General features: G+C 40.5%; 12 protein-coding genes. 7 read left to right on the top strand and 5 right to left on the bottom strand.

The window, feature by feature from the left end; genetic code table 11:
* Positions 1–120 precede the first annotated feature (120 nt).
* Both QUF73_01280 and QUF73_01275 read left to right on the top strand, forming a co-directional pair.
* Entirely contained in the window at positions 121–723 is a 603-nt protein-coding gene (locus tag QUF73_01280) for a TetR/AcrR family transcriptional regulator (GenBank protein MDM5224834.1), read from the top strand.
* A gap of 239 nt (positions 724–962) precedes the next feature.
* The gene (locus QUF73_01275; GenBank protein MDM5224833.1) at positions 963–4,652 is read left to right on the top strand and encodes a polysaccharide deacetylase family protein; all 3,690 of its coding nucleotides are present in this window, start codon (positions 963–965) and stop codon (positions 4,650–4,652) included.
* A gap of 102 nt (positions 4,653–4,754) precedes the next feature.
* On the opposite strand, the gene QUF73_01270 is transcribed toward QUF73_01275, so the two are convergent.
* The 3 genes from QUF73_01270 to QUF73_01260 form a co-directional block, all read right to left on the bottom strand.
* Entirely contained in the window at positions 4,755–5,372 is a 618-nt protein-coding gene (locus QUF73_01270) for a hypothetical protein (GenBank protein MDM5224832.1), read from the bottom strand.
* Between the two features lie 125 nt (positions 5,373–5,497).
* A complete protein-coding gene (locus QUF73_01265) occupies positions 5,498–5,779 on the bottom strand; it encodes a hypothetical protein (GenBank protein ID MDM5224831.1) in 282 nt (93 codons plus the stop codon).
* A 135-nt stretch (positions 5,780–5,914) separates the two neighbouring features.
* Positions 5,915–7,351, bottom strand: a complete 1,437-nt coding sequence (locus QUF73_01260) for a 6-phospho-beta-glucosidase (GenBank protein MDM5224830.1) — start codon at positions 7,349–7,351, stop codon at positions 5,915–5,917.
* A gap of 231 nt (positions 7,352–7,582) precedes the next feature.
* Between QUF73_01260 and QUF73_01255 the strand changes: the two genes are divergently transcribed.
* The 3 genes from QUF73_01255 to QUF73_01245 all read left to right on the top strand — a co-directional run bounded on the left by QUF73_01255 (position 7,583) and on the right by QUF73_01245 (position 10,127).
* Complete coding sequence (locus QUF73_01255; protein MDM5224829.1) at positions 7,583–8,308, top strand: MurR/RpiR family transcriptional regulator; 726 nt, start codon at positions 7,583–7,585, stop codon at positions 8,306–8,308.
* Positions 8,309–8,371: 63 nt separating this feature from the next.
* Positions 8,372–8,755, top strand: a complete 384-nt coding sequence (locus QUF73_01250; protein MDM5224828.1) for a VOC family protein — start codon at positions 8,372–8,374, stop codon at positions 8,753–8,755.
* A gap of 136 nt (positions 8,756–8,891) precedes the next feature.
* Positions 8,892–10,127, top strand: coding sequence for a Bcr/CflA family efflux MFS transporter (locus QUF73_01245; protein ID MDM5224827.1), 1,236 nt, complete (start codon positions 8,892–8,894; stop codon positions 10,125–10,127).
* Positions 10,128–10,159: 32 nt separating this feature from the next.
* Here the strand turns inward: QUF73_01245 and QUF73_01240 are convergent, their stop codons facing one another.
* Together QUF73_01240 and QUF73_01235 are read right to left on the bottom strand one after the other, a co-directional pair.
* On the bottom strand, positions 10,160–10,501 hold the full coding sequence (locus QUF73_01240) for a n-acetylglutamate synthase (protein ID MDM5224826.1): 342 nt from the start codon (positions 10,499–10,501) through the stop codon (positions 10,160–10,162).
* A 68-nt stretch (positions 10,502–10,569) separates the two neighbouring features.
* Positions 10,570–11,112 (bottom strand): GNAT family N-acetyltransferase, encoded by a 543-nt coding sequence (locus QUF73_01235; GenBank protein ID MDM5224825.1) that lies wholly within the window; start codon positions 11,110–11,112, stop codon positions 10,570–10,572.
* Between the two features lie 143 nt (positions 11,113–11,255).
* On the opposite strand from QUF73_01235, the gene QUF73_01230 reads away from it, so the two are divergent.
* Together QUF73_01230 and QUF73_01225 are read left to right on the top strand one after the other, a co-directional pair.
* Positions 11,256–12,677, top strand: coding sequence for a VWA domain-containing protein (locus QUF73_01230; GenBank protein MDM5224824.1), 1,422 nt, complete (start codon positions 11,256–11,258; stop codon positions 12,675–12,677).
* A 147-nt stretch (positions 12,678–12,824) separates the two neighbouring features.
* A complete protein-coding gene (locus QUF73_01225) occupies positions 12,825–13,781 on the top strand; it encodes a beta-ketoacyl-ACP synthase 3 (protein MDM5224823.1) in 957 nt (318 codons plus the stop codon).
* Positions 13,782–13,808 lie beyond the last annotated feature (27 nt).

Below are 13,808 nucleotides of genomic sequence, written 5' to 3'. Positions count from 1 at the left end.
TATAATATGTTAATAAAGACGCCCATTCAATCAGCAAATTAGCAGCGATTTGTCTACTATTGAACACATTCATTGTATTTTGATTATTTTTTCATTCTTTTTCAACAATGGAGGCCATTTATGTCCAATAAGCAAAATCTCCCTATAGACCGAAGAATAACAAAATCGAAACAAGCCTTAATGGATGCCCTATTATCCTTACTGCAAACGAAAGAATTCAAAAAAATTAGCGTAACAGATATCGTGAAGACAGCCAATCTCAACAGGGGAACATTTTATAAGCATTATGAATACAAAGAGGATATCCTCGATGAAATGGTCGATGATGTTATAGAAGATTTAATCTCCTCCTATCGCGAACCATACAAAAACACAGAAACCTTCGAGTTAAAGACCCTTACCTCTTCTGCCATTAAAATCTTTGAACATGTTAGTCATAAAAAAGAATTCTATTCCCTAATGGTAAAATCTAATGCATTATCTGGATTGCAAAGCAAATTGTGCGATGTACTGAAAGAGGTAACTTTGAAAGACCTTAAAGGTTTACAGTTTAACCCAAAAATCAATCGTGAATTGCAGACAAGCTTCTATGTACATGCAATACTGGGAATGATTACGGAATGGATAAATCATGGATTTGAATATGATTCAAACTATATGTCGGAACAGCTTCTGGAAATCTTAAAGAGCAGACAAGGAGATAATGTGTTCAAATTAACTTGAATGAAACAAATATCACCTATTTACATTGAATCATCGTAAATCGCGTTAATTACCATAAAAAAACAAACACATTTTTTCATCCTACCCCCAAAATTGTATAATGACAACCTAAATTTTTAGTTGATGGTCATTTTTTGTCGAAATAATGATCCGCTGGATGTTTGGAGTAAATTGTATTTACACTCCTAAGCTATTAATTATTATACATAATTCGACATTACTTCTTAGGGGGAATGAATGTGGATCGTTTTTTCAGGTGGATTGTCAGATCTTTGTTTGCACCTGTCTCCGGAAATGCAGGAGCAATTGCAAGCACTCTAGGTTTTTTTCTGGCATTTTTACCTTTGGATAGTTTTAGAATTCCATTATTGTTTGTTTGTTCACTGCTGCTGCGTCTTAATATTATTGCCTTATTCCTGGGCACTCTGATTACTGTGTTTATACCATACATACACGAGCTGCCTTACATGGATTTTGGCCCATTTGAAGATTACTGGCTAATTTCATCCCTTAAAAGCAAAATATTAACTTCTGAATCAATTGCATCAGGAATCTTCGGAGGTTTAGTTGGACTAGTCTGCTATTTTTTCTTCCACTGGTTTTATAACCTGGGGCTGAAAAAAAATGAGGAAAAACAGGAATATATATTTCTTGACCCTGCTAAAAGCCGGTGGTCCCTCATTAAACGAATGAGTGCGGGCTTCACTCTATTAATTGTTATTATATTTACATTTTTTATAGAGAGCATGAATACAACTCCCAAGTTTCCTGAGCTGCATCTGGATCAAAGCCCATCAAGTACAAATATAGATCCGATTAGCAATGCCTTTAGTGAAGAAGATTTGGCATCTCAGATTCAAAAGATAAATTCTGAAGCAGATAAATCAGAAAAGCTAAACATGTCACAAACTACACAAAAACAAGAGGTGTATGGATTCTATGTCAATTGGGACAAGAATAGCAAAACATCTTTCAAGAAAAATAAAGAGTCCATAACCACTCTAGTCCCTGAGTGGATGCATGTTACACCAGATCTATATCTCAAGTCCTCAATTGACTGGTCCATTGTAAAAGAAGCAAAAAAACATGAAATCAAAATTCTGCCATTAGTGAATAATTTTATAGACAACAAATGGGATTCAGATGTTCTCCACCGGTTATTCACGGCTCCAGGTGCTGAAGACCGCTTTATTGAAGATATGCTTTTTTATGTGAAAATAAATGAATTTGAAGGTATTAATATTGACTTTGAAGCAATTAAACCAGCTGACAAGGATCATTTTACTCAGTTCATGAGCAAGGTTTATAAAGCCTTCCACAAGGAAGGTTTAATGGTGACATTGGATGTTCCGCCGAATGATGAAAGCTACGATTATGCTTCTTTAGCAAAATACGCTGACCGTGTGATTGTCATGCTCTATGACCAGCATTATTCCATGAGCACACCAGGTCCTGTAGCTCAAACCAATTGGGTAAAGGAGAACTTGAATCAAGCTGATATTCCCTCCGGAAAATTGGTTGCAGGCTTAGGAACATACGGTTACGACTGGGAAGAAGATTCTGGTAAGCCCGCAGCTGACTTGACTTTTGGAGATATTATGAAGCTGGGGAGCGAGGCTAACCTCAATATCAATTGGAGTAAGGAAGCTGGAAACCCGTACTTACGGTACAGACAAAATGGAAAAAATCATACTGTCTGGTTTTTGGATGCTGCTACATTTTATAACCAGATGAACCTTGCAATAAATCACGGCTCTACCGGAATAGCAATATGGCGTCTCGGTTCCGAGGATCCCTCTATCTGGAGATTTCTTAACAAGCCTAAGGAAAACATTAATCCTTCTCCAGTGCTAAGTACTGTTGAAAGTCCTTTCTCAGCACTTCATACAGGGAACGGAGAGGTTTTGAAAATCGCTTCACAAACTGAAAAAGGAAAAAGGACGATAGAAATGGATTCCAATGGAATGATAAAAAAGGAATCCTATGTTAAATATCCAAAGCCTTTTGAAGTAATCCGCCATGGTAATTCCAGCAAAAAAGAAATCGTCCTTACTTTTGATGACGGTCCGGATCCAGCCTACACACCAAAAATATTGGACATATTGAAGAGATATGAGGTAAAAGGCACCTTTTTTATCGTTGGAGAAAATGCAATGATGCATCCTCAGCTGGTTAACAGGATTTATGATGAAGGGCACGAAATCGGAAATCATACCTTTACACACCCTGATATTACATCCATCACACCATCTCGTTTACGTATGGAATTGAATGCAACTCAACGCTTAATTCAAGGCATAACCGGCCATTCTATGACACTTTTTCGCCCTCCATACATAGCAGATACGGAACTGGGCACAAGAAACGAGCAGCTTCCTATTATGGAAGCTCAGAAGCTGGGCTATACCATGGTCGGCCAATCCATTGACTCTGGTGATTGGCAAGGATCTTCAGCAGATGAACTTGTAAATCTAACCTTGGATCAGCTGTCCCAAGGTAACGTCATTTTGCTTCATGATGCTGGCGGTGACCGCTCCAAAACAGTGGAAGCCCTTCCGATTATTATTGAAACACTTAAAAATCGCGGCTACACGTTTACGACAACTGCTGGTTTAATTGGGAAAACTGATAGTGAGATCATGCCTATTGCTGATCAGGAAAACCCTTATTCTGTTTATGATAAGGCGGTATTTAAGATCATTAAAAGCTGGAACACTGGAATTAGCTTTTTGTTTTACTCAGCCATTCTTTTAGGTATTTTCCGTATTATTTTTCTTGTTTTCCTGTCCAGGAAACAGGTCAAAAGGTATAAAGAGATCAAGATTGACCCTTGCTTTACTCCTCATGTCAGTGTAGTAATTGCTGCTTATAATGAGGAAAAAGTCATATGCAAAACCGTAGATTCAATTTTATCCAGTGACTATCCGGATTTTGAAATACTGATTATAGATGATGGCTCAAAGGATCATACTGCTCGTGCAGTTGAAGAAGCTTTTGCAGACAACCCCCGCGTGAGGTTAATTAGAAAAACAAATGGCGGAAAATCTTCGGCTGTAAACCTTGGATTTAAGGAAGCTAAGGGGGAAATAGTGATTGCTTTAGATGCTGATACCCTCATCGCAGAAAATGCCATTTCTTTGCTTGTTAGCCATTTTAAAGATGATCAAGTGGCTGCTGTTTCAGGTAATGTAAAGGTTGGCAATAAGGGGAATCTCCTAACGAACTGGCAGCATATTGAATATGTGACAGGCTTTAACCTGGAAAGAAGAGCCTTTGCAGCTCTCAATTGCATTACCGTGGTACCAGGTGCCATCGGTGCATGGAAAAAGTCTGCAGTTGAAGAAGCTGGTTACTTTAGTGAGGATACACTTGCAGAGGATACGGATATCACACTTGCACTATTGCGCAAAGGGAAGAAAATTGAATTCGAAGAAAAGGCATATGCTTATACAGAAGTGCCTGAAGATATTAAAAGCCTGGCAAAGCAGCGCTACAGATGGGTATATGGTACTCTCCAATGCCTTTGGAAACATCGTGAGGCATTATTTAACAAAAAACATCATTCATTAGGTTATGTTGCTCTTCCTAACATGTGGCTTTTTCAATATGTTTATCAAACTATTTCTCCTATTGCAGATATATTGTTTATCTTTGCTCTTTTCAGCACAAAACCTGAAAAAGCAGCCATTGGATTTGTTCTTTTTTACTTGATGGATTTCTTTACCTCCCTATATGCTTTCAGGCTGGAGAAAGAAAGCCCTAAACCACTGGCCTCATTGTTTTTACAGAGAATTTTATATAAGCAGCTGATGACCTATGTTGTCGTAAAATCGATATTCTCCGCTATAAAAGGTGTAACCGTTGGCTGGAATAAACTTAAACGAAAAGGCAATGTAACCCAGGATAATTCTATTGTGAATAGTAAATGATTCTAATGGCCTTTCCCAGTTGGGGAGAGGCCTTTTAGCTGAATAAACTATTGACTATAAAGAAAAAGGACCACCGTCTCCTGATGATCCTTTCTGATAGATTTAATGATTTTTCCCATTGTTTTCTTCGTCTTCTTTTCCTTTGCTAACCCGATTACTCTCAGCTTTTTCTTTTGCGGCTTGGGAAACCTGCTGACCATGGTTGAGTGTTTTTGCAGGAGGACTTGTTGTGCTAACTCCTCCTGTGCCAGAGGCAGGTGTGTTTGGATCTTTTGTGCTGGCCTCAGGTTTCGCTGCTTCATTTGTTGTCTTGCTTCCCGCAGGCGCAGAGGCTGGCTCCGGTACTGATGGTTTTTCGTTTGAGGCAGATACAGCTTTTGAAACAGGATTAACAGCAGGTTTTCGATTGGATATTTCGGTATTCGTTTGAACAGCAACAATCATCTTATTGCTTTTCTCTTCCTTTTTTAATGATTCTTCAAAAGCAGGAACATCTTCAGTAATCGGCTTTTGTTTCTCATTCTCTTGCGCAGCCGGTACTTTTGCTTCCCCCTTCTTGTTAACTTGTCTGTTTACTTCAGATTTTTGTTGAATACCTGATAAAACAGAAGAGTGTTCCTCTGAAAAAAGTTTAGTAGCTTTCAGTATGCCATTGGCAACTGAAAACGTGATAGACCCTGCTATTACCATCGCAAGGGCTCCCTTAGCTGGTGATTTCATATTTTTCTCCTCGTGACTTGTGTTTGATTATATTCAAAGAATACGAAGGAGAATCTTTATATTATGGGGGTATAATAAAACATATATTTTAATTAAAGCGAGACTCGGCTTTTTTCTTCATTTCCCTATTCACCAGTTTTCCTGAATGCAAGGATTTGTGTTTTTAAGGAAGAATATAAGCCTGATGCCGCATTTCCATAAAAAAAGCCCATGAAAATTCCCGCCCACAGATTATTCCTGTGCGCAAAGAAAACCGAAATGATTAATCCAAGGATATTAGCCAGCCCAGGAATAAATGGTTTTGGAATTTTAAAGAGCACTTTGCCCAGTTGAGTCAGCAGAACCACTAAGGGCACTGCGATTATAGCATCCCAGAAGTTAGTATGAATGATTGGAAATGCCTCCATTTTAGCACCTCTGCAATATTATTTCCGTTACTTGTCCATATTTTGCTCCATTCAGATGTTTTCATTAGTTAATGTCTCCTAAACAAGCCTTTAATAAACAATTAAAGGCTGCCCCTGGCAGCCATTTTGAGTTTGTTATAGTTTTTCTCCGTTTGACTCTATTACATCTTTATACCAATAAAAAGACTTCTTCTTCTTTCGTTCTAATGTTCCGCTTCCGTCATCATGCTTATCTACATAAATATAGCCATAACGTTTTGAAAACTCGCCTGTTGACATGCTGACCATATCGATGCAGCCCCAGCTTGTATAGCCCATTAACTCAACGCCATCTTCTATTGCTTCACCCATTGCTTTTATATGCTTCCGAAGATAGTCAATCCGGTAGTCGTCATGGATGCTGCCATCCTCTTCTTCCTTATCATAGGCCCCAAGTCCATTTTCTACGACAAAGAGCGGTTTCTGATAGCGGTCATATAACTTGTTCAAGCTGATCCGCAAACCCTCAGGGTCGATTTCCCAGCCCCAGTCACTTGTTTCCAGGAAAGGATTCCTTACCCCGCCAATGATGTTCCCTTCCGAGGAATCTGCATCTGATTTAACCTTCTTTTCAGTGCGGGACATATAATAGCTGAAGCCAATATAATCAACAGTGCCGTCCTTTAACAAATCCAGGTCGCCTTCCTGTATGTCCAGGCTGATATGATGTTCCTTAAAGTACCTTTTAATAAAAGCCGGATACTCCCCGCGCACCTGTACATCACCACAAAAGTAATTGAAAAGCTGCTCTTCCTGCAGAGCATACATGACATTTTCCGGGTTGCTGTCATAGGCATACACAGGCGCAAATAAAATCATGCAGCCAATTTTTGACTCAGGAATGATCTCATGGCATGCCTTTACCCCGATTGCGCTTGCGACTAATTGATGGTGATAGGCCTGGAATGTCGGCTGGTATTTATCTTCTTCACTTTGATAAGAGAAGCCAAGCCCATTAATTGGCATGACCAATCCGCTATTGATCTCATTAAAAGTCATCCAGTACTTTACTTTATCTTTATACCGGCACAGAATCGCTTTAGCGAACCTCTCGAAATAGCTGACAACTTTGCGGTTTCTCCATCCGCCATATTCTTTTACTAAGTGAAGAGGCATTTCGTAATGGGAAATCGTTACAACCGGCTCAATTCCATATTTCTGCAATTCATCAAAAACACGATCATAAAAAGCAAGTCCTTCTTCATTTGGCTCCGTCTCATCACCATTCGGAAAAATGCGGGTCCAGGCTATCGACATGCGGAATGACTTGAAGCCCATCTCGGCAAATAAGGCAATATCTTCTTCATATCGATGATAGAAATCGATTGCTTCATGATTGGGATAATAAAATTGATCCTCATGAATTTCGAAGTCAAACCCAGGCTTCATTAAGATATTGTATCGTTCTTTTCCTCCGGGAAGGACATCCGCAATATTCAAGCCTTTTTTCCCTTCCTTATATCCGCCTTCAATTTGGTTCGCTGCAGTGGCGCCTCCCCACAAAAAACCTTTAGGAAAATCGTATTTTTTCAATTCATTCCCTCCAATACCTGCTATTTTTTAATATTTGTTTAAATGGAGTTTTTATGTTACCCGAAAAGGGATATAGAAAAAGCTTAAATCGAGTCAAAGGGTATGTAAATAATTAGAGTTAATTAAGTCTTGTTTAACCGCATTTTGATATTTGTTACATCAAAGTAACATATTGTTTCTCCATGTGATAGAATAAGCCTGACTATTTTTACGCCGGAGGATTACTGAATCATGTTTTCAAACGAAATCATCGCATCTTTCAATGATTTAGAAACATCCATATACCACTACATTTGTCAAAACAAAGAAAAGATTCCTTATATGCGGATTCGTGAACTTGCTGATGAAACCCATGTTTCTACTGCCACCATCTTACGGTTCTGCAGAAAGCTGAATTGTGAGGGTTATACTGAATTTAAGATAAAGTTTAAATTATATTTGCAGGAAAATAAAAAGTCCTCTATACAAGGTTCCAAGCAATCTATCGTCGAGTTCTTCGAGCGAACGCTAAGGGGTGATTTAGAGGAAAAAATCAGAGAGGCAGCAGAACTTATTAATACGGCAGATAACGTTATATTTATAGGAATCGGAAGCTCAGGCATACTGGCTGAGTACGGAGCCAGATATTTCTCGAGTCTTGGCAAGTTTTCACTGTATATCAAAGATCCTCATTTTCCGATCTATTCCAGCATCCGCAGCAGCAGTGTCACAATTGCCTTATCTGTCTCAGGGGAAACTCCTTTTACAATCACCCATCTTAACCAGCTGAAGCAGGAAGGCAGTAAAATCATCAGCATCACAAACAGCCGGCTCTCAACTATTGCGAAGGTTTCTGATTTGAACATCGCCTATTATGTGACAGAGGAAACGTTTGAGCAGTCCAATATTACGACTCAAGTTCCAGTTGTGTACATTTTGGAAGCTGCCGCCAGGGAAATACACAAGCTAAACCCTTAAATTAAAGGGTTTTTCCATCTTATGGTGAATATGTAAAATAATCATAATGAAAGCGGTGAGTATATGAAATCAATTGCTTCCCCGATTGCAAGCAAAGTGAACAATGTTTTTATTCATGTCAGCGACCTGAAAAAGTCGGCTGAATGGTATAGCATCCTGCTTGGATTGCCTTTTCATAAGGATACTGTAGAATCCCCGGTATACAACATTCCTGTCACCTCTAAAACCGGTCTTACACTGGATGACCACACCTTTGATCCATCCTTCAGCTTGGATCCTTCCGGTCACGTTTTATTTAATTTCTTCGTCCAGGATATTGATGAGGCATACACGTTTGTTAAAGATCAGGGAATTACCATTGTAAAGGAAATAGAGCGTATTGGAGATTTTGCTTTTTTCAACTTCCAGGACTTGGATGGAAATGTATTGATGATCTGCAATTGTTAATGATTAAGTCTGTGGCTATTCGGCCATGGATTTTTTTATTTACAGCATTCTCCGCTGGACATCCTCCTTTTCCTCGCGTATACTAGCGATATTTATGTAAAAGATTAACAGATTCATAGAAAGAAAGGTGTTTAACATGATTCACAATCCGACTGGAAAAGAGAGGCTTGCGCTGGCTTTTCTTCTTAGCATGCTTGGAATTTTGGGGCCATTCAATATTGATATGTATTTGCCAGGCTTTCCAGATATCGCTGACGATTTCAGTGCCCGAGCTTCACTTGTTCAGATGAGTTTAACAGCCTGTTTGATTGGACTTGCGGCCGGACAGGTTATTGTCGGACCGCTCAGTGATTCGCATGGAAGAAGAAAACCTCTTCTAATCGGGATCTCTCTATTTGCCGTATCTTCCCTTTTATGCGCCATTTCACCTAATATTGCAGCCTTTATTGCAGCCCGCTTTCTGCAGGGATTAACCGCCTCTGCTGGAATCGTCCTATCCCGGGCAGTTGTCCGTGATGTGTTCAGCGGAAAAGAGCTCACGAAATTTTTTGCCTTGCTTATGGTCATTAATGCAACGGCTCCGATGATAGCGCCAATGACAGGCGGCGCCTTGCTTCTGATTCCTTTCGCAAGCTGGGAAACCATATTTTATTTTCTAAGCTTTTTGGGATTATTTATTACCATTGTGATCTATTTCCGATTAAAAGAAACCCTTCCTCCAGAAAAACGGATCCCAAGCTCCATTGGAAATTCCGTTAAAAGCATGGGTGGCCTTTTCAGGGACCGCTCCTTCATCGGGTATGCCCTTATCGTAGGATTCATACATGGCGGAAGCTTTGCTTATGTTTCGGGGACACCTTTTGTCTATCAGGGGATTTATGGGGTATCGCCTCAGGTGTTCAGCATCCTGTTTGGCATTAATGGATTGGCCATCATTACGGGGAGTTTCCTAATTGGCCGCCTGGCAGGTGTCATTCCGGAAAGAAGTCTGCTCCGGACAGCCGTCTGCATTGCCGTCAGTGCCACTTCTTTACTTTTAATCATGACCATCATTAAAGGGCCGCTATTTATGCTTGTCATTCCGATTTTTATCTATATGACTTCAATGGGTATGATCATCACCAGCTCGTTTACATTGGCCATGAAAAATCAGGGGCACCGTGCTGGCAGTGCCAGCGCCGTTATTGGCATGCTTCCTTTAGTGCTGGGTTCAGCTGTTTCCCCTTTAGTGAGCATTGATGAAAACACTGCCGTACCAATGGGTGCCATTTTGTTTATTACATCATTCATCGGCTTTGTTTTCTTCTTCACGTTAACGAAAGAAAAAACAAAAAGAAGCAGACAGAACCTGAAGCTGCATGCGGAGGGATAATTCCCTCCGGCGCCCATGCCGCCTATAAAGCTTTATTCTTTTACTTCCTCGATAATCGAATGACCTTCAGTCCCTTCATCATCCTGCCATTGCCATTTTTCATATAGCCTGATGCGGCCGTCTTGCAATATTTCAGGTTTTGAATGACATTTTCCACCGCGTATTTCATTTTTGTTATTCACATGGTTATATCTAAATTCTAAACTGCCATCTTCATTTACAATTCCAATAAGTGTCCCCTGAATAATCTCTCCCCCGCCATAAGCAGCAGATATAATGTTTCCCTCCTGTTTATACTGAAAAAAGGTCTTTGATGATACTTCACCATTCTCTGTATTTTGAACAGAAACAAAGGTACGGCCATTGTAGTTCATTAAAATATCCTCCCAGCGGATTGATTTTTTCACTCAAACCCAATATGTATTCCAAAACTCCAGTACTTCTACAAATCTCCTTTTAAAATAGAGTACATATACAAATCATCAAATTTTCCATTTGCATATTCATAATGCCTAAGTAAACCTTCTCTCGTGAATCCCTGCCTCTCAACCAGCTTCTGGGATGAGAGATTTTTAGGCTCTATCAGGGCTTCTATTCTTTCAAGCTCAAGGTGTTCAAATCCGAATTTTAAAACTCTCTCAAGGGCTTCATTGGCTATCCCTTTCCCCCAATGCTCTCTGCTTAGTTCATAACCGACTTCACTTCGGAAATGTCTGGGGTTCCTGTTCAGGAAACCGCAGCTCCCGATGACCTTCCCGGAATCCTTTAGGGTGATACCCCAGCGCATTCCCGTGCGATTTTTATAAATGGATTTATACCATTCAATTTCATCCAGCACCTCTTCGACAGATTCACAGGCCGAGATTCCCATATGCTTTACAACCAGGTGATCTGACAGGTATACAAACATATCTTTTGCATCTTCTTCAATTGCTTCTCTTAAAATTAATCTTTCTGTTTCAAGGATCGGAAATACTGTTACCAACGGATTGCCTCCTCTGCTATATCTTTCTTCAACTATACCAAATTGCTGTAAAAAAATCCTATCATATGGAAATTACTTCAAACCCAGCTTTATCCATGTTAAACTCTATTATTAGTAAAACTTAAACAAAGAGGAGAATTTCTGTGAAACGTTATGCTTTATGGCTGCTGTTTGCCGCATTGATTCTTTCAGCATGCAGCAATGACAAAGAGAAAGCGGCAGCTGATTCATCAGGTAAAGGAGAACAGACACAAGAAGACAAGAAAGAAAAAAAGCAGGAAAGCATTTTAGCAGAGTCTGAGAATATTAATTTAGAGATTTCTGAAGAAAGCCTGCTGAAACTGGCCCCTGGAACACTAATGGAAGGGCTCACATACGAAAAGGACATTGAGGCCATTGAATTCAATGTACCTGAAACTGATCCTGAGCTTATAAGCAAGATGACCCCCAAACTAGAAGAGCTTACGAAAGAAGCCAAAGATACAGACTCGATAAAAAAAGGGCTTCTTTCCCTGCTGGCGAGTCCGAATTATAAAAACATCATTGAAAAGTCCAATTCCTACAAACCGGATTTTGAAGAGCCTTACCTGCCGGATCCCGCTAAATCAGAACCTGGGGAAGAAAAAAAGGCATCAGAACAGGCCATTATTCTTCTTGATGCCAGTTCAAGCATGCTGCTGCAGGCAGGCGGCAAAATGAAAATGGATATTGCTAAAAGTGCCGTAAAGAGTTTCGCCCAGACAATTGGCCAAAGCAGCGAAGTTTCCCTAGTTGTATATGGCCATAAAGGCTCTGAAACGGACGCTGATAAGGAAATTTCCTGCTCAGGAGTAGAGGAAGTCTACCCAATGGGGAAATATTCCAAGAAGGAGTTCCACGAAGCGGTGGATTCATTTGAAAGCAAAGGCTGGACACCGCTTGCCGGTGCCATTCAAAAGGCTGCAGAAATGAGCAGCGGTTATGATGGGTCCACAACGATCTACATTGTCAGTGACGGTGCCGAAACATGTGATGGCGACCCCGTCCTGGCCAGTAAAAACCTTGTGAAAAACAACAGCAGCAATACTGTGAATATCATTGGGTTTGATGTAGATGGGAAAGCCGAGAACCAATTAAGAGCAGTAGCCGAAGCCGGCAATGGGGAATATTTAAAAGCGGATAACCCGGATGAATTGAAAAACACGATCCAATACGAGTGGCTTCCTTCTGCTGGCGACCTGGCCTGGGCATTTACATTGTCGCCAAGCCCATGGGAAATGATGGATGAGTATGAACTGGGAGAAGTTTATCCCAGCCAATTATTTACAATCGGCAGGCGTGAAGCACATCGAATCCTTGATGCTGTTACAGTCATGGGAGACAATGGCTGGATCACTGATGAGCAGCGATCAGAACTTCGTGATTGGGGCTATGAACGAAGCGAGCAAATGAAGGACCTCTATTTAGAACTCTATGAAAAAAACCGAAATACAGCTGAGGCGGAAAGTGATGAAATCAAGCAGAGAGTCGATGAATGGGTTGAAAAAATGAAGGCTCTAAAAAAAGAGCGCGGTGACATTTGGTAAAAGCACTAATGAAATGAAGATTGCTCAGGGCGAAATGCTCTGAGTATTTTTTTTACGAAATTATAAAACTCTCAATACTGCAAAATTTGTCCAATTATGTGATAAAATGTAATGGTAAAAATTAACTCATTTCAGGAGGTCATTGCTTTGTTCAGTGCAGGTGTTTTAGGAATCGGTGTAAACATTCCAGAAAATATTATAACAAATGAGATGATTGCCAGACGTTTCGGTATTACACAAGAAGAAATATGCAGAAAAACGGGCATACTGGAAAGACGCTACGAATCTCCCGACTCATCACTTACAGATATGTGCGAAATTGCTGGAAAACGTGCGATAGAAGACGCAGGGGTCAACCCGATGGATATTGACATGGTCATTATTGGAACAAACACGCATGACACCCACATTACCGCTGCGCTGGTTCAGGACAGAATCGGTGCTGCACATTGTGCTGGGCTGGACCTTCATTCAGGCTGTTCCAGCTTTATCACAGCCCTGGCAACCGGGGCCCAGTTTGTTCAGACAGGATTGTATAAAAACGTATTAGTCATTGCTGTCGACAAATGCTCCTCCCTCTTGAATCCGATGGATAAAAAGACGGCGCTGCTGTTTTCAGATGGCGCTGCTGCTGTTGTATTAGGTCAGGTGGATAAAAGCAATGGTATTCTCGGCATCCATATGCAAATGGATGGAAGCGGGGGAAAATATCTTCATCTTGATGAAAACAAGCACATCAAAATGGACGGAAGAGCCGTTTTCGAATTTGCAGTAGACAGATTTCCCCAAGCGGTACATAAAGTTTTGGAACTATCTGGCCTGAGCTTGCAGGAAGTCGATTTCATCATCCCTCACCAATCCAACTTGCGGATCATTGAAGCAGGTACAGCACGCCTAGGCTTTCCCATGGAAAAAGTTCATACCAAAACCATACAATATTACGGAAACTCTTCTGCACCTACGATAGCTATTGGTCTTCATGAAGAGGTAAAGGAAGGCAAAATTAAAGACGGGGATGTGGTTGTACTGGCTGGATATGGTGCAGGTCTCGGCTGGGGAGCAATTGCCATGCGCTGGGGACAAACATCGAAACTACTAATTTAAGGCCGCCTAAATGGGGCTTTTTTATTA

The sequence above is a fragment of the Cytobacillus sp. NJ13 genome, from assembly GCA_030348385.1.
Classification (GTDB): Bacteria; Bacillota; Bacilli; order Bacillales; family Cytobacillaceae; genus Cytobacillus.
Note: the sequence above shows the minus strand (reverse complement) of the source record. Positions and strands in the feature narration are given on the sequence as shown.

Bases quoted from the DNA above. Each gene is read 5' to 3' on its own strand.
- QUF73_01280 (MDM5224834.1), top strand. From the start codon at position 121: ATGTCCAATAAGCAAAATCTCCCTATAGACCGAAGAATAACAAAATCG.
- QUF73_01270 (MDM5224832.1), bottom strand. From the start codon at position 5,372: ATGAAATCACCAGCTAAGGGAGCCCTTGCGATGGTAATAGCAGGGTCT.
- QUF73_01265 (MDM5224831.1), bottom strand. From the start codon at position 5,779: ATGGAGGCATTTCCAATCATTCATACTAACTTCTGGGATGCTATAATC.
- QUF73_01255 (MDM5224829.1), top strand. From the start codon at position 7,583: ATGTTTTCAAACGAAATCATCGCATCTTTCAATGATTTAGAAACATCC.
- QUF73_01250 (MDM5224828.1), top strand. From the start codon at position 8,372: ATGAAATCAATTGCTTCCCCGATTGCAAGCAAAGTGAACAATGTTTTT.
- QUF73_01245 (MDM5224827.1), top strand. From the start codon at position 8,892: ATGATTCACAATCCGACTGGAAAAGAGAGGCTTGCGCTGGCTTTTCTT.
- QUF73_01240 (MDM5224826.1), bottom strand. From the start codon at position 10,501: ATGAACTACAATGGCCGTACCTTTGTTTCTGTTCAAAATACAGAGAAT.